22 protein-coding genes, 1 tRNA gene and 2 pseudogenes are annotated in these 23964 nt (G+C 69.1%); 12 read left to right on the plus strand and 13 right to left on the minus strand.

Annotated elements, in window-relative coordinates:
- Nucleotides 1-89: 89 nt before the first annotated feature.
- The 4 genes from OG456_RS07290 to OG456_RS07305 all read right to left on the minus strand — a co-directional run bounded on the left by OG456_RS07290 (nt 90) and on the right by OG456_RS07305 (nt 5556).
- Entirely contained in the window at nt 90-2579 is a 2490-nt protein-coding gene (locus OG456_RS07290) for an FG-GAP-like repeat-containing protein (protein ID WP_266558387.1), read from the minus strand.
- A gap of 130 nt (nt 2580-2709) precedes the next feature.
- A complete protein-coding gene (locus OG456_RS07295; protein WP_266558389.1) occupies nt 2710-3228 on the minus strand; it encodes a hypothetical protein in 519 nt (172 codons plus the stop codon).
- Between the two features lie 25 nt (nt 3229-3253).
- On the minus strand, nt 3254-4264 hold the full coding sequence (locus tag OG456_RS07300) for a VCBS repeat-containing protein (protein ID WP_266558391.1): 1011 nt from the start codon (nt 4262-4264) through the stop codon (nt 3254-3256).
- A gap of 614 nt (nt 4265-4878) precedes the next feature.
- Complete coding sequence (locus OG456_RS07305; RefSeq protein ID WP_266558393.1) at nt 4879-5556, minus strand: GAP family protein; 678 nt, start codon at nt 5554-5556, stop codon at nt 4879-4881.
- Between the two features lie 376 nt (nt 5557-5932).
- Between OG456_RS07305 and OG456_RS07310 the strand changes: the two genes are divergently transcribed.
- The 3 genes from OG456_RS07310 (at nt 5933) to OG456_RS07320 (ending at nt 9254) form a co-directional block, all read left to right on the plus strand.
- Nucleotides 5933-6586, plus strand: coding sequence for a hypothetical protein (locus OG456_RS07310; RefSeq protein ID WP_266569104.1), 654 nt, complete (start codon nt 5933-5935; stop codon nt 6584-6586).
- Nucleotides 6587-6703: 117 nt separating this feature from the next.
- Complete coding sequence (locus OG456_RS07315; protein ID WP_266558395.1) at nt 6704-8056, plus strand: Dyp-type peroxidase; 1353 nt, start codon at nt 6704-6706, stop codon at nt 8054-8056.
- A 70-nt stretch (nt 8057-8126) separates the two neighbouring features.
- Entirely contained in the window at nt 8127-9254 is a 1128-nt protein-coding gene (locus OG456_RS07320; RefSeq protein ID WP_266558397.1) for a catalase family protein, read from the plus strand.
- Nucleotides 9255-9573: 319 nt separating this feature from the next.
- On the opposite strand, the gene OG456_RS07325 is transcribed toward OG456_RS07320, so the two are convergent.
- Nucleotides 9574-9954, minus strand: coding sequence for a hypothetical protein (locus OG456_RS07325; protein ID WP_266558399.1), 381 nt, complete (start codon nt 9952-9954; stop codon nt 9574-9576).
- Nucleotides 9951-10241: a hypothetical protein gene (locus OG456_RS07330; RefSeq protein ID WP_266558401.1), complete on the minus strand. Its 291-nt coding sequence runs from the start codon at nt 10239-10241 to the stop codon at nt 9951-9953. Before OG456_RS07330 ends, OG456_RS07325 begins: the two co-directional genes overlap by 4 nt.
- A gap of 329 nt (nt 10242-10570) precedes the next feature.
- Here OG456_RS07330 and OG456_RS07335 point away from each other — a divergent pair, with 329 nt between their 5' ends.
- From OG456_RS07335 to OG456_RS07345, 3 genes are all read left to right on the plus strand, one after another.
- Nucleotides 10571-10702: a hypothetical protein gene (locus OG456_RS07335; protein ID WP_266558403.1), complete on the plus strand. Its 132-nt coding sequence runs from the start codon at nt 10571-10573 to the stop codon at nt 10700-10702.
- Between the two features lie 384 nt (nt 10703-11086).
- Entirely contained in the window at nt 11087-11668 is a 582-nt protein-coding gene (locus OG456_RS07340) for a carbonic anhydrase (RefSeq protein WP_266558405.1), read from the plus strand.
- Nucleotides 11669-11676: 8 nt separating this feature from the next.
- Complete coding sequence (locus tag OG456_RS07345) at nt 11677-13134, plus strand: SulP family inorganic anion transporter (protein ID WP_266558407.1); 1458 nt, start codon at nt 11677-11679, stop codon at nt 13132-13134.
- A gap of 127 nt (nt 13135-13261) precedes the next feature.
- Here the strand turns inward: OG456_RS07345 and OG456_RS07350 are convergent, their stop codons facing one another.
- The 3 genes and pseudogenes from OG456_RS07350 to OG456_RS07360 form a co-directional block, all read right to left on the minus strand.
- Nucleotides 13262-13636, minus strand: a complete 375-nt coding sequence (locus OG456_RS07350) for a GNAT family N-acetyltransferase (RefSeq protein ID WP_266558409.1) — start codon at nt 13634-13636, stop codon at nt 13262-13264.
- Between the two features lie 68 nt (nt 13637-13704).
- Nucleotides 13705-14337: pseudogene (locus tag OG456_RS07355) on the minus strand (IS5 family transposase); the annotation flags it as partial.
- A gap of 418 nt (nt 14338-14755) precedes the next feature.
- Nucleotides 14756-14968: a hypothetical protein gene (locus tag OG456_RS07360; RefSeq protein ID WP_266558411.1), complete on the minus strand. Its 213-nt coding sequence runs from the start codon at nt 14966-14968 to the stop codon at nt 14756-14758.
- A gap of 3 nt (nt 14969-14971) precedes the next feature.
- Between OG456_RS07360 and OG456_RS07365 the strand changes: the two genes are divergently transcribed.
- Nucleotides 14972-15045: transfer RNA gene (locus OG456_RS07365), tRNA-Met, on the plus strand.
- A gap of 225 nt (nt 15046-15270) precedes the next feature.
- Here the strand turns inward: OG456_RS07365 and OG456_RS07370 are convergent.
- The gene (locus OG456_RS07370) at nt 15271-15924 is read right to left on the minus strand and encodes a hemolysin III family protein (RefSeq protein WP_266569105.1); all 654 of its coding nucleotides are present in this window, start codon (nt 15922-15924) and stop codon (nt 15271-15273) included.
- Nucleotides 15925-16379: 455 nt separating this feature from the next.
- On the opposite strand from OG456_RS07370, the gene OG456_RS07375 reads away from it, so the two are divergent.
- On the plus strand, nt 16380-16880 hold the full coding sequence (locus OG456_RS07375) for a hypothetical protein (protein WP_266558413.1): 501 nt from the start codon (nt 16380-16382) through the stop codon (nt 16878-16880).
- A gap of 505 nt (nt 16881-17385) precedes the next feature.
- On the opposite strand, the pseudogene OG456_RS07380 reads toward OG456_RS07375, so the two are convergent.
- Nucleotides 17386-17543, minus strand: a pseudogene (locus OG456_RS07380) (IS5/IS1182 family transposase); the annotation flags it as partial.
- A 190-nt stretch (nt 17544-17733) separates the two neighbouring features.
- Here OG456_RS07380 and OG456_RS07385 point away from each other — a divergent pair.
- Entirely contained in the window at nt 17734-18093 is a 360-nt protein-coding gene (locus tag OG456_RS07385; protein ID WP_266558415.1) for a hypothetical protein, read from the plus strand.
- Nucleotides 18094-18101: 8 nt separating this feature from the next.
- Here the strand turns inward: OG456_RS07385 and OG456_RS07390 are convergent, their stop codons facing one another.
- Together OG456_RS07390 and OG456_RS07395 are read right to left on the minus strand one after the other, a co-directional pair.
- Nucleotides 18102-19292, minus strand: a complete 1191-nt coding sequence (locus tag OG456_RS07390) for an IS110 family transposase (protein WP_266557486.1) — start codon at nt 19290-19292, stop codon at nt 18102-18104.
- A gap of 926 nt (nt 19293-20218) precedes the next feature.
- Complete coding sequence (locus OG456_RS07395; RefSeq protein ID WP_266569565.1) at nt 20219-20344, minus strand: hypothetical protein; 126 nt, start codon at nt 20342-20344, stop codon at nt 20219-20221.
- Between the two features lie 175 nt (nt 20345-20519).
- On the opposite strand from OG456_RS07395, the gene OG456_RS07400 reads away from it, so the two are divergent.
- Genes OG456_RS07400 through OG456_RS07410 form a run of 3 tightly spaced genes read left to right on the plus strand, consistent with a single transcriptional unit; the run spans nt 20520 to nt 23944 of the window.
- Nucleotides 20520-21776 (plus strand): FAD-dependent monooxygenase, encoded by a 1257-nt coding sequence (locus OG456_RS07400; protein ID WP_266569106.1) that lies wholly within the window; start codon nt 20520-20522, stop codon nt 21774-21776.
- A gap of 45 nt (nt 21777-21821) precedes the next feature.
- Entirely contained in the window at nt 21822-23093 is a 1272-nt protein-coding gene (locus OG456_RS07405; protein WP_266558417.1) for a VWA domain-containing protein, read from the plus strand.
- The gene (locus tag OG456_RS07410) at nt 23093-23944 is read left to right on the plus strand and encodes a hypothetical protein (RefSeq protein ID WP_266558419.1); all 852 of its coding nucleotides are present in this window, start codon (nt 23093-23095) and stop codon (nt 23942-23944) included. The genes OG456_RS07405 and OG456_RS07410 overlap by 1 nt, the downstream gene beginning before the upstream one ends.
- Nucleotides 23945-23964: the final 20 nt, after the last annotated feature.

The following is a 23964-nucleotide window of genomic DNA, read 5'->3' on the forward strand; positions in this document are numbered from 1 at the left end:
CAACACTGCGGACCCGTGCGAACGTGCGGGTCAGAGCAGCCCTGAGATGGCCTTCACCCCCGCCGTAAACGGCGGAGCACTGGCCAAGATCAAAGGTAGAGAAGCGTGCCGTCGCCTGCGTCTTCGCCCGCCGCGCCGAGGACGAGGTCGCTGCGGCCATAGCCGGACAGGTCGGTCAGGGCGACGGCCGAGCCGAGGTTGTCGTTGGTCTCGGTGGCGCCCGGGACGCCGCTGGTGTCCTGGGAGATCGCCACGGCGCCCGTGCCGGCCAGACCGGCTGAACTGCCCTTGAGGAGCAGGGTGGTTCCGGCGTTGGAGCGGTTGGTGGCGTCGCGGGTGATGTCCTCGTTCGGGGCGCCGGTGAGAACGTCGGCGTAGCCGTCCGCGTTGTAGTCGCCGACCGCGACCGAGGCGCCCATCGCGTCGCCGGACTCGGCCGCGCCGGGCACTCCGGACGTGGCCTGGCTGATCGCCTTGGCACCGGTCGCGGTCAGGCCGCTGCCCGTGGTGCCGTAGATCGCGGTGACCTGGCCGCCCGTTGCCGCGCCGGACTCGGCGGTGTAGGGCTGGCCGATGGCGAGGTCGTCGGTGCCGTCGCCGTTGAGGTCGCCCGCGGCGACGGAGCGCCCGCCCTTGACGGTGAGCGCGCCGACCTTGGTCAGGCCGTTGGTGCCGCCCTTGAACCAGACGAACCGCCCGATACCGCTCGGGTCGCGGTAGTTGAGGGCGACGTCCGCGTACCCGTCGGCGTTGAAGTCGCCGGTGGCGGCGGCCTCGTAGGCGAGGGTGCCGGTGGTGGTGAGGGTGCCGTACTGGGTGGACTTGCCGGTGAGGTGGACGTTCCAGGAGCCGCCGTTGCCGGTACCGGCGGCGAAGATGTCCGCCTTGCCGTCGGCGTTGAAGTCGCCGACGGTGACTGCGGAGCCGAGACGGGCCCCGGCCTCCGGGACTCCTGCGGTGGTGTAGGTGGAACCGGAGTTGAGACCGGGACCGTTCAAGATGGTGATGGCGCCCCGGTCGGCATGGCCGATCGTGTCGTCCTCGCCGGGCTGGCCGACCACGACGTCCGCGTAGCCGTCGCCGTTGACATCCCCGGTCCCCGTGGCGGCGCCGAACTCGTCGCCCGGCTCACCCGTGCCCGGCACGCCCGAACTCGACTGCGAGATCAGCTTCTTGGCGGTTGCAACGGGACCGTTCAGGCCACCGGGCACGACGGCGATCTGACCACCGCTCGCCCCCTTGGGCATCCCGGCGACAAGGTCGTTCACGCCGTCGCGGTTGGTGTCGGAAGCGGCCGGGGAGGCCGAGGCCGTCGTGGACGCGGCCAGGGTGCCCAGAGCCGTGAGCTGGTCGTGCAGGTTGGCGCCCGGGCACGCGGTGGCCATGAGGTCCTGGTGGCTGGTGACCCTCGGCACGGTGGCCTGCTGGCCCGCGGTGTAGCGGCCGTTGTCGAACTCGGCGGTCAGCGTGGCCGTTTCGCCCGGCTTCTCGCCGTACAAGCCGAGCTTCCACCCGGCGATCCGGGCAATGGCCTTAAGCGCCGCCTTGCTCGGCTTCGCAGTCTCCATGTTGCCCAGCAGCGAGATACCGACGGTGTCCGGGTTGAAGCCGAGCGTGTGCCGCGCCTTCACCGGCAGTCCGACCCCGCCCTTGCTGCCCTCGAAGATCTGCCCGCACTTGTCGACCACGAAGTTGTAGCCGATGTCGCCCCAGCCCTGCGTCTTGACGTGGTACGCCTGGATGGACCGGACCATGGCCGCGGACTGGGCGCAGCTGTAACTGTTGTTGCCCGCCTCGTGGTGCACGACGACGGCTTTGACGCTCGGGCTGTAGACGGTGGGGCACTGCACGATCGTCTCGTCCGCGCCCCACTGCGCCCGCGAGATGATCGCCGGCTTCGGGACCGGCCCGGAGGCCGGGGTGGTCGGCGGTGCGCTCAGCCCGTCCAGACAGCGCGGACCGGTCACCGACGTCGGCGACGGTGACGGTGACGGTGATGCGGACGGGGTGGCGGCCTCGTACGCGACCGGCCCGATGCCACCCCCTGCCTCCCGTACTCCCGGGTCGACCAGGTCAAGACGGAGTGAGGCGGGCAGCTTGCGCTTGCCGTCGATGCGGGCCTCGACGCCGTCGGACGGGCCGACCCACAACGGCTCGGTGGCGCCGCGCAACCCGGTACCGCTGCCGTCCCGACCCAAGTCGGCGGGCGTGTCGGGTAGTTCGAGGGTGCGCCAGTCGCTCCACTCACCGGTCTCGATGCCGCGCGTGCGGACCTCGACCGTGCCGGTGAGCCGTTCCTTCGCCGCCGCCCAGCTCACCCCGACCAGCGAGAACGGGCCGGTGGCCGTCTGCTGACGGGACCGCCCTGTCGCGGAGGACCCGCCCAGCGCCAGCGTGCGCACCGCGGCAGGCCGGGCCTGCGGCCCCTGTGCGCGCTGCTCGCTGTCCGTGACACCGAGGGCCAGCGCGGCGAGTACGCCCGATCCCAGGACGGCGGTGGCCAGCGACGGCACGCCGATCGTCCGCCACCGCCGGTGCCGCAGCCGCCGTCTGCCCGTCGTCCTGCGCGTGCCGGCCATGCCGTGGTCCATAGGGTTCCGTCCTGTGATGGTTCTGCTCGTCGCTCTCGGGATCTGGCCGACCGGCCGCCACGTTTCTCCAGCGCACCAGGGGGCTCAGGTGTCACACAGGCGCCGGACAGGCTCGGGGCTATTTCTGGCGGGGCGGAATGTCGGCGGTGCACACGGCACGCCCGTACGCCCTGGAGGCGGTGGCCATCTGGACTTCGCGGCCGCGCACGGTAATGCGGCAGGACGCGTGGCCACCGCCAGCGCCGAGTTGCACGGTGACGGTGGCGGGGCCGCTATCGGGGGTGACGTGGGCGGAGGCGTGCCAGGGCAGGTGGGCCTTGCGCCGGTGGCCGTAGGAGGTGTTCTGCTCCTGACCGTCCTTGAGGTTGTCGAGGTAGGTGATGTTGGCGGTGCCGTCGCCGGTGACCTGGTAGGCGACCAGAACCGTGTAGGGCGCCGGCTTCTGGTCGCCGCCGCCCCAGGTGAGGGCCAGCCCGCCGACGATCAGAGCCACGCCTGCGACGGCGAGCAGCGCGGGGACACCCCACTTCGACAGGCGGGCCTTCCAGCGGGAGGACAGCACCTCATCCACCGCTTCAGCGGCGGCTTCAGTCCCTGCGTCCTGGTCTGTGGCCCGTTCGGGTGCGGTGGTGGTCATGGCGGATTGACTCCTGCGGGTGGGGTCAGGGGGCGAGGACGTCGCCGATGTGGGATCCGGCGGGGACGTTGAAGGTGCCGATGCTGGGGCCGGAGCTGGTGGCGGCCTGGATGCCGGTGGTGCTGGAGTTGGCGATGAGGACCATGCCGTCGCCGGTGTTCTCGCCGCTGGCGCCGGCGGCCAGGTCGGCGTATCCGTCGCCGGTGGCGTCGAGCAGGGCGGTGGAGGTGCCGAGGCGGTCGCCGGGTTCGGGGTCGCCGGCCATGTCGCCGGTGGCGTCGACGGTGCTCGAGTTGAGGGAGAGGGAGCCGGTGCCGGTCAGGCCGGTGGCGGAGCCCTTGATCAGGAGGGTGGTGCCGGCGTCGGCCTGGTTGGCTGCGTTGAAGGTGAGGTCCTCGCCGGGCAGGCCGGTCAGGACGTCGGCGTAGCCGTCCTTGTTGGTGTCGCCGATGGCGATGGAGGCGCCCATGTCGTCGCCTGTTTCGCTGGCGCCGGGGATGCCGGTGGACTCCTGGTCCAGGGTGGTCTTGTTTGCCTCGGTCAGACCGGTGGTGGAACCATAGTAGGCCGTGATGCGGCCGCCGTTGACCGCCTTGGGCTGGCCGACGACGACGTCGGGGTAGGTGTCCTTGTTGAGGTCGCCGATCGCGAGGTCCACACCGCCTGACCCCTCGAGGCTGGTGGCGGTGTCGGTGTGCAGTCCGCTGGCGGAGCCGGGCAGGACGTAGAGGGGGCTGGTCCCGTCCCACTGGGTGAAGGTGACCAGGGCGTCCGGATAGCCGTCCTTGTTGATGTCGCCGGAGGCCGCGTCGGCGCTGGCGGCCGAGGTCAGCGACATCGGCGAGGCGGCGCCGGTCAGCTCCTGCGGGGCGGTGTCCTGAACGGTGCGGGTGGCGCCGTCGATGACCCACATGGCATAGCTGCCGGGGCAGAAGGCCAGGACATCGGCCTTGCCGTCGGCGTTGTAGTCGCCCACGGTCAGCGCCGCCCCGCATTGGTCGCCGCCGACACGGGCGGAGGCCGGGGCAAAGTACATGGTGGGGTCCGCCGTCAGGCCACTCGCCGAGCCGGCTCTCAAGGCTGCCCGAGATCCGCGACGGAGGACGCGGACAGGACTACTACCTGCGCAAGATCGCGGAAGGGAAGACACCGGCAGAGGCCCGAAGGGCTCTCAAACGCCGCCTGTCTAACGTGGTCTACCGGATCATGAAACGTGACCAACGGAACCACCTCGCTCAAGCCGCTTGACACACAGAGGCGCTATGAGGTCACAGGCGCTCGACCGGCCGCGTGCATAGCGGCACCGCCCAGACCGCCGACGATTCCTGGAAAGGACAGCCCGAAGCGTCAATCGTTCGGTGGGTCAGGCCGCCGAGCGGTGCCACGACCAATCCTCACAGTCGTTCGTACAGTGGCGCGCTCCACCTGGACGCCATGAACCACGCCCGCTCCACGGTGTGTGGGTCGACGGCGGACGGGATGGGAGTTGGGTGGGTCGGTATGGGGGGCAGACGAGCCGGCGACCTTTGGGAGGCTGGTCGGCGACTTTCCCTAAAGAAAGGGCTGTTCCGTGCGCGCACGGCCGCAGCCAGTTGCGGCGTCCACACGTTCGTAACCACCGCCGCAGCGCACAACGCGTGGGTAGACCCGTCAGCGGGTGAGGATGGCGATGCCGTCACCGAGCAGTTTCAGTCCGAGGACGAAGAACAGGACCGCCATGACGGCGACGTTGTGCTGAGCTGCCCAGTCTTTCCAGTTGCCGAGTGTGGTTTTGGCTCGCTCTCCCCCGAGTAGGAAGACTCCCAGTGGGGCCAGCAGGCCGAGGGTGGCGATCAGGACGAAGATTGCCAGCGATGTGATCTGCTGCCCGACCGGCAGTCCGGCTGAGCCGATGGAGGCGGCCGCGGCGATGGTCAGCGGGGCGTTCTTGGCGTTGAGCGCGGCCAGGGCCAGTCCGAGTCCGAAGACCTTGACCGGCGCGAGGCGGTCGATCGCACCCATCCACTTCGGCAGCTGGGCCTGTGAGGGATCCTTCGGGCGCCGGTGCCATTGCCGGGCGCCGAAGAAGACGAGGAGCACACCCAGAGCGAGCTTGAGGATTCCCACCCAGGTGGCCGGTTGATTGTGGGCCGAGGCACCTGCGGGGGAAGCGATTGCCAGCATTACCGCGCCCAGTGCCGAGAGTCCCAGGATCCAACCGACGGTGAAGAGAGGTCCGTTGAGACGTCCCCGAGGCGTGGCGAGTATGAGGATGATGGCGATGATCGGGAGCGGGCTGATCGCGACGGCGGCCGCAAAACCCAGCACGTCACCGAGAACTGCGCCCATGGTTGCCTCCAGGTGGGGATCAGGGTGGCGATCCAGTGGAGCAGGGCTTGGGGCAACCGATGCCCCGCCTGGGCGGCGCACCGGGCTGTTGTGCGATCGGCTGCGCCGCTGTCTTCACGGCCGCGCGGAAGTGGCTGCCCGAGAATGGCGACGACGACGTACTCGGCACGTCACACCAGTTCCATCTTCCTGCGCTTGGCCGGATCTGTCCTCGGGAGTTTCTCGGGACACGCGAGTACCCCGGCATTGGCCTGCCGCACCGGGCTGGCTGGACCCCGCAGTGCCAGAGCTTCCCGGGAATCCGCCCCAGGTGACCAACGCCCAGGGCGGAGATGCGAGGCAGCGCATCCGCAGTGAGGATTGATACGTGAGGGCGATGGCCTCCCATGTTCGAGCGCTTGGCGACCCTCGCACCGATCCGTGGCAGGAGAATCTCACGATGACTGCGACGACAGGTGCAACCCAATCGGCTCACCCCGAGCGACCGGGCAGGTCGGACGGGGTCTGCAGCGAGTTCACCGTCTTCACCAAGATCAAGCCGGGCCATGCTGATGCGTTGCGTGAGGATCTGGCCGCGATGGCCGACGCGGCATCTGACGAGAACGTCCATGCGGCGGTACGCCAGATCGGCACCCTGCATGACGCACGGCACGTGATCTTCGACAACGACACCCGGTTCATGTTCGCCAGCGTCTTCGACGGCTCCTGGGACACCTACATCGACGACTTCGCCAAGACGGTAGTCGGGGCCCGCTTCGACAAGGTCTTCTCGCACTGCGAAGGGTTCCCCGGCGTCACCGACCCAGGGGCGAAAGACTGGTTCGTCGCCCAGCAAGAGCCCGCGGGGGTCTTCGTCAGCGCCTATCCCGACCTGACCGTTCAGCAGATCTACAAGGACCAGCGCGTGGACGAGGCGTTCGAGGCGTTGCTGGACACCGCCGAGTTCCGGGCGATGCTGGACAACCCGGCGAACGCGGAGCTGGTGGGGACGCCGGCCTTCCAGAAGCTGCTGGAGGAAGCCTCGGCCTAGCCCCCCGACACAACCAACACTCAGAGCCGACCCCACGTCTGTGGACCGCGTCGGCGGACGCGGACCAGTCGCTGCCGGGCTGCCCGGGCAGAGACCGATGTGGAGACACAGGCAATCATGAATGCGACAGCAAGCAGCAGCGCGAGCGGCGTGCGCGTCGAGATCGACGACGTCCAAAGCGGGGCGCTGCGTCCACGGCCCGTTCCCTATGAGGGAAAGTTCGTCTTCCTGCGCGTCGATGACCGCCACGCCGGGCGCGCCCTGCTGCGGCGGCTGCTCCCGGTGACCTCGGGTGGACTGCCCGGCACGGACCGGATCCAGGAAGCCTGGGTGGCTGTGGCGCTCACCTACCAAGGACTGAGGGCCCTGGGGGTGCCCCAGCAGTCGCTGGACAGCTTTCCGCAGGCGTTTCGTGAAGGCATGGCCGCCCGGGCGGAGCTGATCGGCGACGTGGGCGAGAGCGCCCCGGCCCACTGGGAAGCACCGTTCGGTACCGGCGACATCCACATCGCGTTGAGCGCCCTGTCCTCCGATGCGGCGCAACTGGACAAGGAGCTGGAGCGGGCCCGCGTCGCCTACGAGGACACGCCCGGCGTCCAGGTGATCTGGCAGCAGGATGTTCACCAGCTCCCGACCGGGCGAACCACCTTCGGATTCCGCGACGGCATCAGCCATCCGAATATCGAGGGCGTCGGGCTACCTGGCTCGAACCCGCAGGAAGTTCCCATCAAGGCGGGCGAGTTCATTCTCGGTTACCCCGACGAGACCGGCAATCTGCCGCCCATGCCCAGCCCCGATGTGCTGGGGCGCAACGGGACCTACGCGGCCGTGCGCAAGGTCCACACCAACGTGGCGGCCTGGCGGCAGTACCTGCGCGCGAACAGCCCCAGCGCCGAGGAGGAGGCCCTCCTGGCGGCGAAGATGATCGGGCGCTGGCCCAGCGGGGCGCCGCTGACGCTGGCACCGGAGCACGATGATCCGGAGCTGGCGGCCGATCCGCACCGGGTCAACAACTTCCTGTACCGGGAGAACGACGACCGGGGCTACCGGTGCCCGGCCGGTGCGCACATCCGGCGCACCAACCCCCGTGATTCCACCATCATCGGCGACGCACGGATGCACCGCCTGATCCGCCGCGGCACCACCTACGGCCCGCCGCTGCCCGAGGGCGTACTGGAGGACGACGGTGCCGACCGCGGCCTCGTCGGAGTCTTTCTCGGGGCCCATCTGGAACGGCAGTTTGAGTTCATCAAGGCCGAGTGGGTCAACGACGGCAACTTCATCGGCTATCCCGGCGAGAAGGACCCGGTGGCCGGACATCACGGCGGAACCGGAACCGTCACCATCCCGGAGAAGCCGGTCCGGCGCCGCCTGAAGAACCTGCCCAGCTTCGTGGTCACCCGCGGCGGTGAGTACTGCTTCGTGCCGGGCCTGCGCGCCTTGCGCTGGCTCGCCGAACTGGAGGACTGAGGGCGAATCCCACCCCCTGAGGTTCCAGCCCCTGAGGCGCGATCACGCTCTCCGAGGAGAGGTCGAAGTCATGGCAGCACAGTTCGTCCGCTACACGCCGGACGTCGAAGATGATGACCCGCACTTCGATCAAAATGTGCAGACGGTGATCGAAAAGACCGAGAGCTACATCGCCGAGTCGGTCACGGCTGGTGGCACCGGCCGGGCTCTCCGCGACGCCCATGCCAAGGGCTACGGGCTGGTCCGCGGGGAAGCGGAGATCCTGGACGGGCTTCCCCCCGAGTACGCCCAAGGCATCTACGCGACTCCGGGAACCCACGATGCGCTCATCCGCTTCTCCAACGGCTCGCCTCACGCCGGAGCCGACGCGCGACTGGGCGCCGCCACCGGACTGGCACTGAAGATCTTCGACATCCCCGGCCCGACCCTGCTGGAAGACGAACCGGACACGGGCACCTTCGACTACGCCAACATCAACGGACCGATCTTCTTCTGCAACACAGTTGAGCACTACCTGTTCATCCAGGAACTGTTCCTGAACGCGCCGGCCTACTTCTCCCAGGGCCGACCCGGCGCGCATCGTTTCTTCACCGAGTTCGTGACCGGAAAGGGAACGCTGGACCAGGACAACTGGGCGTGGGACGAGTTCCTGGCCTTCCTGCGCCTGTCGAAGACCCCTCCGGCGAACCTGCTGCTGTCGAGCTACTGGACGATGGGCGCGGTCCGGCACGGGGACTACATCGCCAAGGTGCGCATCACCCCCGACCCGTCCTTCGCCGCCTCGGTGGTCCGGCGGGGCATCGACCCGACCTCCGCGCAGGAGGTCTTCCGACCGGCCCTGGTTACCGAGCTGCAGGAGCGGCCCTACGCCTTCGACATCCAGGTCCAGCTCTGCACCGACCTGGAACGCATGCCGGTGGAGGACACCACCGTGGAGTGGCCCGAGCAGCTCTCGCCGCCCGTCACCGTGGCCAAGCTGCGGCTGCCGCAGCAGGACATCTCCGCCCCGGAAAACCTGGAGAAGATGGACGCGCTGTCCTTCACGCCCTGGCGGGTCACCGCCGAGCACGCGCCCCTGGGCAACATCATGCGGGCCCGCAAGGAGGTCTACCGGCAATCCTCCATCGCGCGCCACAAGCTCAACAAGCAGCCGCGCACGGAGCCCCGCAGCGCCGATGAGGCACTCGGCCTGGCCTGATCAAGCCGACCGACGGGACGGCAAGCGTTCAGCGCGGGGAACCACGGGGCGGGCCCCCGGGGACCACGTTGGCGCCTAGCCCGCGCCGCGCTGGCTCCCAACTCCCACCTGGAAAGTTCTCTCCATGGTGGGAGTCATCATCGGCGCCGTGATCACTTACCTCTTGATCGCTGCTGTGGTGACGGCGGTGTTTTAGCCTCGCCGTTTCGGTTGGGGCGATGAGGCATTGTTGAAGGGTAACTGTCGGGGAGAATCTGGGGAGTTTCAACCAAGGACTCCCGTGACGTCAGCACAGCACGGGTCCAGGCCGTTTCACCGGTCACGGAGGTGAAGTCGTCGGCTCCATGCAGCGCGCCCCCATGCACCCGGGCCCCACTGCCCGATCCAGAGCGTGACAGCGGTCGTTGGCCGTGGAGAACACCGCCTGCCAGCCGGAGACCGACATCGGCAGCCCGTTCTCGTTCAGCCAGAGCATCGCAGGTTCCAGGCCGTCCTCGGTTTCCCGCAGCAGCCGCCGCCGCTCGACCGGCGAAAATTCTTGTAGCCGCTTCCGGTGGACACCGCCCGCGCTGAGCCGGTGCACCACATGCGGGCGGGACGGGTCTGCGATCACCAGGGGCCGGCGGATGCGCTGATAGCGGCCCGCTGCCCGGGCTTGTTCGACCACCTCGGCCCGGTCCCACTCCACATAGGCGATCACCTCCTGGACGGTGCTGTGTGGGACGTAGACCCACCGGGCGGAGAGTTCTTCGCGATCATCCCGGGCAGCCAGAACCGCTGGTATCCGCCCAGGGCAATGCTGGTGGGGATCTCGAAGACGGTGCCGCTGGCCTGCTCGGTCAGCCGCAGCCCCGTGCGGACCATGAGGTCGCTGAACGTCGCGTTGCGGGCCGCCCGCCGGCCGCGGAACCGGTCCGAGGGCAGCCCGTCCGGGCCGTAGCCCCGAAGCCCAACGTCACGCCAGAGCCGGTAGGTCGCCGACGGCATCCACTCGATGCGCTCCCCGGTGGGGGGATGGCGACCGCCACGGAGCCGGTGTGACGTCGCCTGGGTCCATGGCCCGGGGGACGCCCGCCGGGGCGCCGCCCCTGCTACGGATCACGTTGCCCCCTGGCGCGTATGACCGCGCGCAAGCACGCCGTGGCCTGCCATCAAGGGTTGATTCTCCGCCAAGAATCCGAGGTTTTCGGGCGCTATCCGGTACGTAACATTCCGTTAACCCTGCAACCCTCTTTGCCGAGTTAGCATCGCTCTTGACTGTTGCTTGACCAAAAGTTTGCGTGCACTAGATGTTGAGATCCTTCTGTACGGAGCGCGTGCACCGAGGTGCGACGGCCCGGGCCGTGATCGTGGTCCTCGCCGCCGTCCTGGCCGCTCTGCAGCTCCAACTCCTCGCTCCCGCAACATCGTTCGCCTCGACGCACACGACGCGTCAGGCGGTGGTCTAGGTCCATCCCGGAACCAAAGCCACCGGGAAGGCAATGCACTCTGGTGTCGTCACCTGCAACGAGATCGAGCAGCTAGGGAGTCCGAGCAGCCTCTCGCGCACCCGCAGTCGGCCCCGGGTTTCCTGCGCTCCGGCGGAGCTCTCCCTCGCTCTGCCCGCCCACCCGGCCTCGGCCGCTTCCCAACCGGCTACCGCCGCTTGCGTCCCTGATCGCACGACCAGACCGCCGCGAGCGCACACCCCCGCCCTGCTCCAGGTCTTCCGCTGCTGAGCAGCACAGCAGTCCAATCCACCTGTTTCACCTTCTCCACACGCGGGGCCCCGGCCCCGTGCACCCGTCCTGCACGTCCGACGCGTCCGAAGCGACGCGCCAGGAGGAATCACCATGCAGACCCTCATCGACAACGCCCGCACGTTCGGACGGCGCCCTGAGGAGTTCGCCAAGCTGGCCGAAGGTCAGTCGCCCGAAGTTCTGTTCATCACCTGCGCCGACTCCCGGGTCGTCCCGGCCCTGATCACCGGTGCGCAGCCCGGCCAGCTCTTCGAGCTGCGCACCGCGGGCAACATCGTCCCGCCGTACGGCTCCGGCTCCCCCACCGGCGAGACCGCCACCATCGAGTACGCGGTGGAGGTGCTCGGTGTCCAGCACATCGTGGTCTGCGGCCACTCGCACTGCGGCGCCGTCGGCGCGGTCGTACGCGGCGACGACCTGGACACCGTCCCCGCCGTACGCGACTGGCTCGCCCACGCCGCCGACCAGCCCAAGTGCGAGGACCCCGCCGACCCGACGGTCGCCGAAGCCGTGCAGCACCACGTCCTCACCCAGCTGCTGCGGCTGCGTTCCTACCCCTGCATCGAGAAGTGGCTCGCCAAGGGCCAACTCGAATTGCACGGCTGGTACTACGAGGTCCACACCGGCGCCGTGCTCCAACACCGCGCGGACACAGACGCGTTCGCCGCACTGTGAGGACCGCTATGACCAAGTTCCCTTATTTGCGGCAGGACTTCGCCGCGTCCATCGTCGTCTTCCTGGTCGCGGTACCGCTGTGCATCGGCGTGTCCGTGGCCTCCGGGGTTCCGGCCGAGCTCGGACTCGTCACCGGCATCGTCGGCGGACTCGTCACCGGCCTGATGCGGGGCAGCAGCCTCCAAGTCTCCGGACCCGCAGCCGGAATGACCGTCCTCGTATACGAGGCGGTCAGTGAGTTCGGCGTGTCCGCGCTCGGCGTCATCGTGCTGATGGCCGGACTGCTCCAACTCCTCATGGGGTTCCTCCGAGTTGGCCGCTGGTTCCGAGCGATCTCCGTGTCCGTCGTCGAGGGCATGCTCTGCGGCATCGGCCTCGTGATCATCGCCGGACAGGTCTACGCGGCCGCCGGCCTGAAAGCCCCGGACACCGGCCTCGGCAAGATCGCCGGCCTGCCGGGGGCGTTCGTCGACGCCCTGGGCAACACGACCGCGCTGATCTCCCTCGCGATCGGCGCGGGCTCCATCGCCGTCATCGTGCTGTGGAAGAAGCTGCCCGCACGCGTCCAGGCCATACCCGGCGCCCTCGCCGCAGTAGTCCTGGCCACCATCGCCACGGCGGCCTTCAGGCTGCCGGTCGCCACGGTCGAGGTCGAGGGCCTGCTCGGCGTCATCCAGCCGCCCGGCGCGGAGGCCCTCGGTCAGCTGGCCAGTCCGGCGATCTGGGGCACGATCATCGCCTTCACGCTGATCGCCTCCGCCGAGTCGCTGTTCAGCGCGGCCGCGGTGGACCGGCTGCACGACGGTCCGCGTACGCAGTACAACAAGGAGATGGTCGCCCAGGGCGCGGGCAACACCGTGTGCGGCCTGCTCGGCGCGCTGCCGATGACCGCGGTGATCGTACGCAGTTCGGCCAACGTGAACGCGGGCGCGAAGACGAAGGCGTCGCGCGTCCTGCACGGCGTGTGGCTGCTGCTGTTCGCCGCCGCTCTGCCCTGGGCCCTGGCGCTCATCCCGCTGCCCGCCCTTGCCGGCATCCTCGTACACGCCGGCTGGAAGCTGATCCCGTTCCGTCAGATCGCGGAGCTGTGGCGGGACTACAAGAGCGAGGCGCTCATCCTCGTCGTCACCGCCGTGTCGATCGTCGCGGTGAACATGTTCGAGGGCGTACTGATCGGCCTGGCCCTGTCCGTGGTCAAGTCCGCCTGGGAAAGCTCCCACGTCAAACTGGAGGTCATAGACAAGGGAGCCGGCCCCATCCAGGCGCACCTGTCGGGCAACGCGACCTTCCTCAGGCTGCCGAAAATACTCGACAGCCTCGAGGCGCTGCCCCATGACCGGCCGATCGAGGCCCACCTCTCCGGCCTGCACCACCTCGACCACGCCTGCCGCACGGCCCTGGAGAGCTGGGCCGAACGGCACAGCGCGCCTGGCACCGAACCCGTCAAGGTCACCGAACCGACCTGAAGTCGATGCGCCAGAAGGCACCCTGACGGTACGTAGGTAACCAACGCCGCTCGGCCTGAGACTCACAACCGAGTCTCAGGCCGGGCGTGCTGTCTCGACCTTCGGTCGATCTCACTTAGCGGTCATCTCACTTGGTGCTGTCTGATGCCGTCGGTGCGTCAGGGGCGTACTTCATGAAGCTGCTGGGGTCGGATGTGAAGCCAAGTGGTTCGTAAAAGGGAACAACATCCGAGCTCGCAATGAGCAGCGTCGTGCGGATGCCGTGTGTGTTGGACCAGTTGACCAGGGCGTCGACCATGCGGCGTCCGAGCCCCGCGCCCTGGTGGTCGGGATGGACAACGACGTCGACGATGAATGAATACATGGCTGCGTCGCCGACCAATCGCGCCATGCCCACGATGCGCTCTGCATGGCGGGCGACTACCCCAAAGCTGGTGCCGTCAAGGGCCTGTTGACAAGCAGCCTCCGAGGGAGAGGCCCAACCGACCGCAGTTCGCAGCATCTGGTACGCGTTTGCATCCGGCAGTGCTCCTCAATGTGGTACATACCAGGCATGCTACTCAGCGCCGATCATTGAGGGAGTACGAGCCTTCGGTAGCAGATCAGGGCGGCGGCGATCCCGGCGAAGGCCAGGAAGTGCTCGGCCTTGCGCTCGTAGCGCCTGTGCAGACGTCGGCAGCCGGCCAGCCACGCCACTGTCCATTCCACGGTCCAACGGCGGCCAAGCCGCTGGGAAGACTCGATGCCCTTGCGGGCGATGCGTGGGGTGATGTTTCGGGGCCGAAGCCATCGACGCAGGTGGTCGTAGCCATAGCCCTTGTCGGCGTGGAGCTTGGCGGGCTGTCGCCTGCGGGGGCCGCGTGCGGAGCGGATGGGTGGGATACTCCGTACCAGGGGCTCCAGCCCCTGGCTGTCATGGGTGTTCGCGGCGGAGATGCCGATCGAGAGGGGCAGACCGGTCCGCTCCGTGATCAAGTGGATCTTCGAGCCCTTCTAGCCGCGATCTACGGGATTCGGGACCCGTCAGATCCCCCCTTTCGCCGCCCGCATGTTCACCGAGTCGATCGCGCAGCGCGACCAGTCCAGGGAGCCGCGGACGCCAAGTTCGTCCAGGATCAGACGGTGGAGTTTCCCCCACACTCGGGCTTGGCTCCACTCGGCGAACCGCCAGTGCGCGGTCGGTCCGGACGGGCCGAACCCTGGCGCACGGTTCCTCCAGGGCAGCTGCTGTTCGACCACCACGCCCACGACCTGCGCGGCACCCGGGCCCGCACCGGCTCCCTCACCGTGCACACCCTGGACACCCGAGTGGAGGACTTCATCACCTGGGCCAACCACGAGGCAGCCGCCGCGGGCTGGCCGGTGAGGTCATCCCGCCGGATCCGCACGGGAGGATTGGTACCGAACGGTTCCGCAGGAGCCTGGCCTGGCATATCGCCCGCCGCCCCGGGGCCTGGTCGCGCTCGCGATTCAGTACGGTCATCTGCGGACTTCTGTAGCGGCCGGATTTGCCGCGCGCAGCCGGGACGGCATCCACGACCTCCTCGACGTTGAGACGGCCCGCGCCACCATCGACACCGTCGCCGACCTCAACGCCGCTCTTGAGGACGGCCTCGGCGTTTCAGGGCCCGCCGCCCGCCGCGCCATCAAGGCCGCCACCATCGCGCCCCAGTACACCGGCACCGTCATCACCGCGCGGCAGGCCCGACAGATCCTCGCCAACCCCCACCTTGCCGTTCACGACAATCCCCACACGCTCGGTCGCCGAGGGGTTGAGCGCCCCGGCGCCGATGCGGTCTTGCGGGCTGTGGTGATGGCGTAGGGTTGGGTTCACCGACGCGGGGTGGAGCAGCTCGGTAGCTCGCTGGGCTCATAACCCAGAGGTCGCAGGTTCAAATCCTGTCCCCGCTACTGCTGAGCAGTCCCCGATCCAGGCCGGATCGGGGACTGCTCGTTTTGCAATGCGGCCCCTGTCTGGTCCGCGCCTCCAGGACCGCACACTGCTCAATGTGGTCGCGCGGCTCGGAGACTGGTGGCGAGGCTTCGTCGGCGAGGTCGGCCGGCCAGCGTGCCTAGCACCGCGACCACGGCGCGCCGTGCGTCCACCGTGCACGGGCCGCAACACCTGTCGCGGGGTCAGTAGGTGGCCAGGGAGATGGCGATGTAGTGCGCGGTGAAGGCTGCCACGGTCAGGGCGTGGAACACTTCGTGGAAGCCGAACCAGCGGGGTGAGGGGTCCGGGCGCTTGAGGGCGTAGACGACCGCACCCGCGCTGTAGAGGAGACCGCCGGCCACGATCAGGGTGAGTACGGCCGCTCCGCCGGTGTGCAGGAAGTCGGGCAGGTACCGCACCGGTGCCCACCCCAGTGCCAGGTAACACGGGGTGTACAGCCAGCGGGGAGCCCCGACCCAAAAGACCCGGAACGCGATGCCGGCCAATGCGCCCGCCCACACGATCCACAGCAGCACGGACCGCTGGTCCGGCGGGAGCAGGAGCACCGCCAGCGGGGTGCAGGTGCCGGCGATGATCAGGAAGATGTTGGCGTGGTCGAGACGTCGCAGGAGAGCCTCGCCGAGCGGCCCCCAGGTGCCGCGGTGGTAGACGGCGCTCGTCGCGAACAGCAGCCAGGCGGTGACCGAGTACACGGCGCAGGCCCAGGCCGCCTGCGGGGTGCGAGCCAGGCAGATGAGCACGATGCCCGCGATCAGTGCGGCGGGAACCATTCCGGCATGGAGCCAGCCACGCAACCTCGGCTTGATCGGTTCGGCCAGGTCGGCCGCCCGCTCCACCAGAGCGGCAACCGGGTGAGCGTTCTCCCCTGCCTCGTCACCGTGTGATCCACAGGGGAGCCCGTCTTCACGACCCTCTCCACGCCCCGAGGCGGCGTGAAAGCGTTCGGCTTCAGCGGCGTCGCGGGACACAGCGTCTCGTCCTCCCTCGGACTCCTGGGCACCACCGGTGATCATGGAGTCATGCTAGAAGACAACACCCCGACGGCATTCCAGGAGTCCGGTCGCGCACACCACGCCCACGTCGCCGGCGTGGTGCTCCGCAACCGTTTCAACTCCGACTTCGTTGATCCTGGCGTCAATTGGGCCCGACGAAGCCGAGTAGATCGGCTGGTCATGGGAACGATCAGAACTTCCGAACGGGCATTGGGCCCGCCTACGCACAAGGATCGCCGATGCTTCCTGAGGTCCGCCCCCACGTATCCGCCCCCCTCACACACCAGGTGGAACACCAGTTGGGCCTGGCCCCGCATCTCGAAGCGGGCCATCTCGATGTGGAGCGCGTCGCCGGCATCGCAGTCGTCGCAGCCGCCCACTCCGACGGCTATGCGGCCACCGGCCATCTTCTCGGGCTGCTGGCCGCGCTGCCTGCCCCCACCAAGGCAGGAGAACGCTTCTGGTCGGAGCTGTGGAGGACTTCGGGCACCGCATACCTGCTACCCGCCAACATCAAGGCTCTGGTGCTGCGTTCCCTGACAGGAGAAGGAACCGCCCTGGCCCGACAGATCCTCTCGGCCGTCGATCAGATGACCCCACCCCAGCGCGTCGCAGCCGGGGAGGTGATCGGTCAAGCCCTCGCCGAGTCCGACCACTTTCCCGACCTCAAAACACAGGTCATCGGAGAACTGTGGCTCCGAGACCTCGAGCTCACCGCCTGGCGCATTCTGCACGCAGACCACAGGTCAGACGATCCCGCTGGACGAAAAGCCTTCCTCGACGCCTGGACGAGCGTGTGATGAGGGGTGTTTGTCATACGGCCCACGGCTGACAGAGACGCACCAGTGGTGTGCGGTATGACAGCTCCCGCAGTGCGCCAGGGGGAGGGCCGAGGCTTCAGCGCTCGCCGGCGTGAGGGGTGAAGAGTTCCAGCACTCCCCGGACGGGCACGGACGCCGCGGCTGGATGACGGAGGGTGCCGCCCATGCAGAGGATGTAGCGCGAGCGCCGTCCGTTGCGCTCGCGGCGCATGTAGCCGGCCTGTTCAAGGTCGTGGACGATGTTCTGAGCGTTCGGTGATGTGGCAGGCCGCGGCGATGTAGCGAAGGCGGATGGCAGGATCGCGGGCGACGACGATCAGCACGCGGGCGTGGCTGTGAGGAAGCTCCATTTCCCGGCCTGCTCGTTCGCGATCTGCCCCGTTCTTCGATGCTGACCAGTTGGGATACCCGCAGTGAGTTTGGTGGCCATCACTATCAGCGGCAGGCCCCGCGGATGTCGACCACGAGATGTACTTGCGGTCGCTGATCCTTTCCCGACGCTCGATGCCACTTTGGCTGACTGCGAGTCGATTATCGTGGCGACCGCATTGGTCCTTCGTCCGTCTCCCGGCGGATCCGCCCGGTCAGCGCGGCCCGGACCTGGCCGACGACACCGGCAGCCGCCCAGCGGGCCATGAACCCCGGACCGTCCGCCACCGGCACGCCCCTGACCTGAACGGCGCGGCGCCGGCTCCGGCTGACCCTGTTTGATCGCCTCGCACGCGCCACCCCGGTCACCATCTGGGCCTTCCGCGCCAAGTCCGTGAACGCCCTTCGCGCCCGCTGTCGCCACCGGTCAAAGGCAGGGTGGCAAGTAAATATAATCTGCCTCATGTCGAAGCCTGACGAGCTGCTCGTTGACGTCGCCGCCTTGGTGGAATCCGGGCAGAGCAACCAGATGTCCCTGACCGTGGTCACCGGTGGTGCTGTCATCACCGGTCGGCTGGCTCCCGAAGCCGTGTGGAGGCAGAGGGTGTCGGATGTGCTGACGGATTCCGCCCGCTTGGGAGAGTTCTCCGCCGTCTTCGACACCTCCGCGAAGAAGAACGGGCCGCCCACGCATCTGCACTTCCATGTCGCCCGGATCCTGCAGGGCACGGTCGGGATCCCGGAGACGGGCGGGATGTACCGTGTGGCGATCGATGACGTCAGCGCCTGGACCATGGGCGACTTCAGCTATTCCGATTCCTAATCTCGTTGTCAAGCTGCAGCCGTGACGGGCGGTATCGCCTCGTAGCACCGTCCGTCACGGAGCAAGGCCCACAAGACGTTCACGCGACGTCTGGCGAGGGCAAGGACGGCCTGGGTGTGTCGCTTGCCTTCGGCACGCTTGCGGTCATAGAAGCGCCTGGATTCGTCACAGCAGCGAATGCTGACCAACGCGGAGGTATAGAAGACGCGTTGGAGACCACGGCTATACCTCTTGGGCCGGTGCAGATTGCCGCTGATCTTGCCCGAGTCACGAGGAGCCGGAGCGACACCGGCGAACCCCGCGAGACGGTCAGGTGTGCCGAAGGGCGCCATGTCTCCGCCCGTGGCGACTACGAACTCGGCGCCAAGGAGAGGACCGATCCCGGGCATACTCGTGATCACCTCAGCGTGCTTGTGCTCGCGAAACCGGGCCTCGATGAGCTTGTCGACCCCGGCCACCTGCTCATTGAGACGCTTCACCTCCTTCGCGAGCGTGTCGACGAGCTGGGCCGTCGGCTTCTCGCCGGTCACGCTGGTGTACTGGCTGTCGGCGGCCGCCATGGCGGCCTGGGCGAGCTGGTCGGCGCCTCTGACTTTGCGGTTACGCAGCCACGTTTCCAGTCGGCGGGTGCCGGCCCTGCGGATGGCGGCTGGGGTCTGATATCCGGTGAGCAGGACCAGCGGGCCCGAGTTGGTAAGGTCCAAGGCCCGCTCCAGGGCTGGAAAGATGCTGGTGAGGTGGCCTCGCAGCCGGTTGATCACGCGAGTGCGGTCCTCGATGAGATCGCGCCGACGAACGGTGAGGATCTTGAGTTCGGCGACCAGTTCGTCGCCGGGCCGCAGCGGATGAAGATCCCGTCGAACCCGGGCCTGGTCGGCAATGATCGCCGCGTCCTTGGCATCGGTCTTGCCTGCACCCCGGTAGCCCTCGGAGGCCCGGTTGACGGCCATGCCGGGGATGTAGAGCGTGTGCTGGCCGTGGCCGAGCAACAGGTCGATCAGCAGGGCGGCCCCGCCGTCGGCCAGGTCGATTCCCCAGATGGCCTCATCGCTCAGCGCAAGCACGTCGGCCAGCAGCTGCAGGAGTTCCGGCTCGTCGTTGGCCACCCGTCTCGACAGGAGCCGTTTGCCGGTCTCGTCGATCACTACGCAGTGGTGATGGGCCTTCCCGGCATCGATGCCGGCCCAAATCGCTGTCACGCGCGCTCCAACCTCGTTCGTCTACCGCACCACAGACGACCTCGCTGGCGAGTCCCTGCTCAGCGATCGGATCGCAATTCCTAATCAGCAGCCGAGTCGTCGCGGGGTGTCGGGCGGCGAATCGTAAGAAGCCACAGACGGCAGACCACTGAAAGCCACACCCGGCACCCCTGGGTGAGCCAACCCTACGAATGGCTCGCTCATCCCGATCAACAAGGTAGGGACCACTGAGCAACCACAGCGGCAAGAACCCGCTGGCAGCAGTCCCAGGGAGTGGATCGAGCATGATGAGGTCGAGGGCCGCCGGACGGGCGAACGCACTAACGCGTTCCTGCGCGCCTCCGCCTTCCAGGCGGAGGCGCGCAGGGTGGGTCCGTGTCCTGACGCTTCATCAGAACAAGCGTGAAATGAACGTCGCGGCGACTTCGCTCTCGTCCACGCACAGACGGGGCACCCCATCCGTCATTCCCACGGCGCCCCAGTGGACAGCAGGTCAACAGCACTGCCCGGCCCTTCGGTACAGTCCACGTCGTGCACTCCGGGAAACACGTCGACTCGTTCTGACCAGGATCGACAGAAGCCGGAAAACAGCAGGTCAGGCGCCCTTCGTGACCGGTTCAAGAATCGCCACACACTCCACGTGCGAGGTCATCGAGAACACGTCGAGACAACACCGACGGCTCCCGCCGCCAGCACAGAGATGAAGACGGCGGGCCCTACCCGGCACATGAAGTGACCCAGCGAGCACCACTTTGACCACGCCGCCAAGCCTCTACGAGGCAAGCCCGCTGGGGAGAATCTGGGGAGAACTCGGCCCCCTGGGGAGCGCCTGGGGAGAATCGGCTACACAAGACCGCACGACTATGAAAGATCGAGAAAGACGCGTACGTGCAGGTCAGGAGGCTTCCAGGGCATGAAAGCCCTGGTCAGCGGGGCCAGGTGGAAGACTTCACGACGTAGGTCCCCAGGTCGTCGGCCTCGACGACCCCCGGCACGGAGCCGCCGGTCCGCAGGGGAGTCAGATACCGGACAGCCGTCACTTCTCGCAGCACACCGGCCAGCCTAACCGGCGGCCCCCACGGCCGGGGGGGGGTGGCCGGGATCGCACCGTCCGGGTTGCGGGTTCCGCGCGGCGCCCGGCGACTGCCGGTACCGTCGTCCCGGCCGCGGAGATCTCCTTGCGCTGTCTCCTTTGCGCGGGACCGAGGACGGGGACGGATACGCATGGTGAACGGTGGCCGGGTCGCAGTCGTGGGCGGGAGCATCGCGGGCTGCGCGGCGGCTCTCGCGGCCCATCGCGGGGGCGCGGACGAGATCGTCGTGTACGAGCGGGCCGCGGGCTCCCTCGCGGAACGGGGCGTGGGGCTCGCGGTGCACGACGCGCGGTACGCCGAGCTGGAGTCGGCCGGGTACATGGACGCGGGCATGCCGTGGGTGGGCCTGGTGCGCCGGCGCTGGTACGTGCGCGCCGGGGACGGCGGGGCCGCGAGGGGCACGGTGCTCGGCCGCGAGATCGCCACCATGCCGTTCCCGTTCCGTACGTACAACTGGGGGCCGCTCTGGCGCGAGCTGCGCCGGGCGGTGCCGGCGGGCGTCGAGTTCCGTACGGGTGCGGCGGTGGCGCGGGTCGAGGCGACGGCGGGCGGGGCCCGCGTGCGCTGCGCGGCCGGCGGCGCCGAGGAGTTCGGCCTCGTCATCGGCGCGGACGGCTACCGCTCGGCGGTCAGGGCCTGCGCGTTCCCCGACGTACAGCCACGGTACGCGGGCTATCTGGCGTGGCGGGGCGCGTTCCCCGCACAGCGCCTCGCCGAGCCCGGGCTGTGGGCCGAGGAGGACTGCGCGTACGTCGTGTTCCCCGGCGGGCACCTCATCGTCTACCGGATCCCGGACGGCGGCCCGGCCGGCGGCCACCGCGTGAACTGGGTTCTCTACACGGCTCCCCCGGCGGGCGTCGACGCGGCGCTGCGCGTCGACCTGCCGACGAGCCTGCCGCCCGGCACCCTCACCGACGCGCTGCGCTCCCATCTCGCCCACGTGGCCGAGGAGTTGCTGCCGCCGTACTGGGGCGACCTGGTCCGCCTCACCGCCCCGGACGAGCTCGCGCTCCAGCCCATGTACGACTTCACTGCCCCGCGGTACGCGACGGGCCGGTTCGTGCTGGCCGGGGACGCGGCGACGGTCGCGCGCCCGCACACCGGGGCGGGCGCGGTGAAGGCCCTCCAGGACGGCGCCGCCCTCGAATCCGCGTTCCGCTCCGCGTCGGACTTCGACGAGGCGCTCGCCGCGTACGACGACTCCCGCACGGCGGCCGGCGGTGCGCTCGTCGGGCTCGGGCGGAGCCTGGGCCGGGCGCTCGTGCAGGAGACCCCGGACTGGCGGGAGTTGGACCAGGCCGGGCTCGAGGCGTGGTGGAGCCAAGCGGACGGAACCGGGGTGTTCGGCGGGAAACAGCTGATTTCCGGCACCGGCCCGCATCCCCGCTGAGCACTCGTTTTGTTGTGTGCGTACGTTGATCCATAAGATCCGGCGATGATCATAAGAAAACGGCTGGCGGCGGGAACCTGTGTCCTGTTCGCCGCCCTGACCATGGGGCTGACGCCCGTCGGCGCCTCCGCGGCGGACAACCCTGACGGGCAGCCCACGGCCGCCCCGAAGGTCGAGCTCGTGCTCGACGTGAGCGGTTCCATGCGGGCGCGCGACATCGACGGCGGAAGTCGCATGGCCGCCGCGAAGCAGGCCTTCAACGAGGTGCTCGACGCGACGCCGAAGGAGGTCGAGCTCGGCATCCGCACGCTTGGCGCCAACTACCGCGGCGAGGACCGGAAGGTGGGCTGCAAGGACACCGCGCAGCTCTACCCGGTCGGGCCGCTCGACCGCACCGAGGCGAAGACCGCCGTCGCCACCCTCTCGCCCACCGGCTGGACGCCGATCGGCCCCGCGCTCCTGAAGGCGGCCGACGACCTGAACGGCGGCGACGGATCGCGCCGCATCGTCCTCATCAGCGACGGCGAGGACACCTGCCAGCCGCTCGACCCGTGCGAGGTCGCGCGCGACATCGCCGCCAAGGGCATCAACCTCACCATCGACACGCTCGGCCTGGTCCCGGACGCCAAGACGCGCGACCAGCTCAGCTGCATCGCCGAGGCCACCGGCGGCACCTACACCTCCGTGCGGCACACCGACGAACTCACCGGCCGCGTCGGCCAGTTGGTGGACCGGGCGGCCGATCCCGTGGTCAACCCCGTGGCCGTCGAGGGCGCCGAGGAGTGCACCGGCGCGCCGGAGATCAAGCCCGGTCTGTACACGGACCGCGAGACGTTCGGGGAGCACCGCTTCTACCGTGTGGCCGTCGCTCCCGGACAGGAGCTGCGTGCCTCGGTGAGCGTCGCCGCGGACCGCGCCGTCAACAAGGACTACGGCGTGCTGCTGCGCGCGGTCACCGAGCACGGCCGTGAGATCGTCCGGGGCTCGGAGGCGGGCGACGGGCGTACGGACGTGATCTCGACGGGTCTGCGCTACCCGAAGCCCGAGCAGGACGGCGACGAGGCGGCGGCCGAGACCGTCTGCCTCCAGGTGTCGAACTCCTACTCGGCCCCCGCGTCGGTCAAGGCGACGCCGGGCCTCCCGGTCGAGCTGACCGTCGACGTCGTGGACGCGCCGAGCGCGGCGTCCGACGTGGCCGCGTTCGGCCTCGGCCGCGGCTGGTGGCTGCTCGGCGCCCTGGTGCTCACCGGCTTCGCCGCGGGTGTGCTGTGGGGCTGGATCTCGCGCTGGCGGGTCGCGGTCTGGAGGACCAACTGATGCGTACGACCAAACTGTTGGCGACGGCGGGACTCCTCGGCGCGAGCGCGCTGACCGCACTGCTCGGGGCCGGTACGGCGTTCGCCGGCTCCGGCGACTCCGGCTCCTCCGGTGACGACAAGGCCCCCACCGAGGCGGGCACGTCGTTCCGTACCGCGCAGGAGGTGGAGCAGGGCGGGCGGGCCACGGCGGGCGCCTCCACGGGCGACTACCTGTACTGGTCGTTCCCGGCGGACGCCGGGCAGCGGCCCACGGTCAAGGCGACGGTGAAGCTGCCGGACTCGGCCGCGCGACCCTCGGGCGCGACGTGGCGGATCGACGTGTACGACGGGCTGAGGCGCCGTCAGTCCTGCATGTACGGGACGCAGTCGAGGGCGACGGCGCCGGACGCGACGTCGGTCGGCCTGTCCTGCACGCTGCGTACGGTGCGGGCCTGGTCGGAGCAGTGGGCGAACGACCCGCTGCCCGGCACGTACTACGTCCGGCTCACGGCGGCCACGCTGACGCCCTCGGACCAGGGGCTGCCCGTCTCGGCCGAGGTCGAGGTGACCTCCAAGGAGGTCGGCGGCTCCTCGGCGGTGGACGGCTCGCTGGCGGCCCCGCTCGTGCCGGGCTCGACGACGGAGGAGGCCGCTGCCGCCTCCGACGACGCCTCCGACGGGGAGAACGGCTCGTCGGCCGGCCAGGCACTCGCGACGGGCGAGCCCGAGGACGGCTGGTCCTCCGGCTGGTGGTCGGACCGCTGGGTCTGGACGGCGGCGGGCGGCATCCTGGCGGCGCTCGCCAGTATCGGCGGCTACGCCCTGACGCGCGGCACAGGCCGCCCGTCCCGGGTACCGCCGGGCATGTGACACCCCCGTCCATGGCGCCC

The sequence above is a fragment of the Streptomyces sp. NBC_01446 genome (assembly GCF_026340095.1).
Taxonomy (GTDB): domain Bacteria; phylum Actinomycetota; class Actinomycetes; order Streptomycetales; family Streptomycetaceae; genus Streptomyces; species Streptomyces aureus.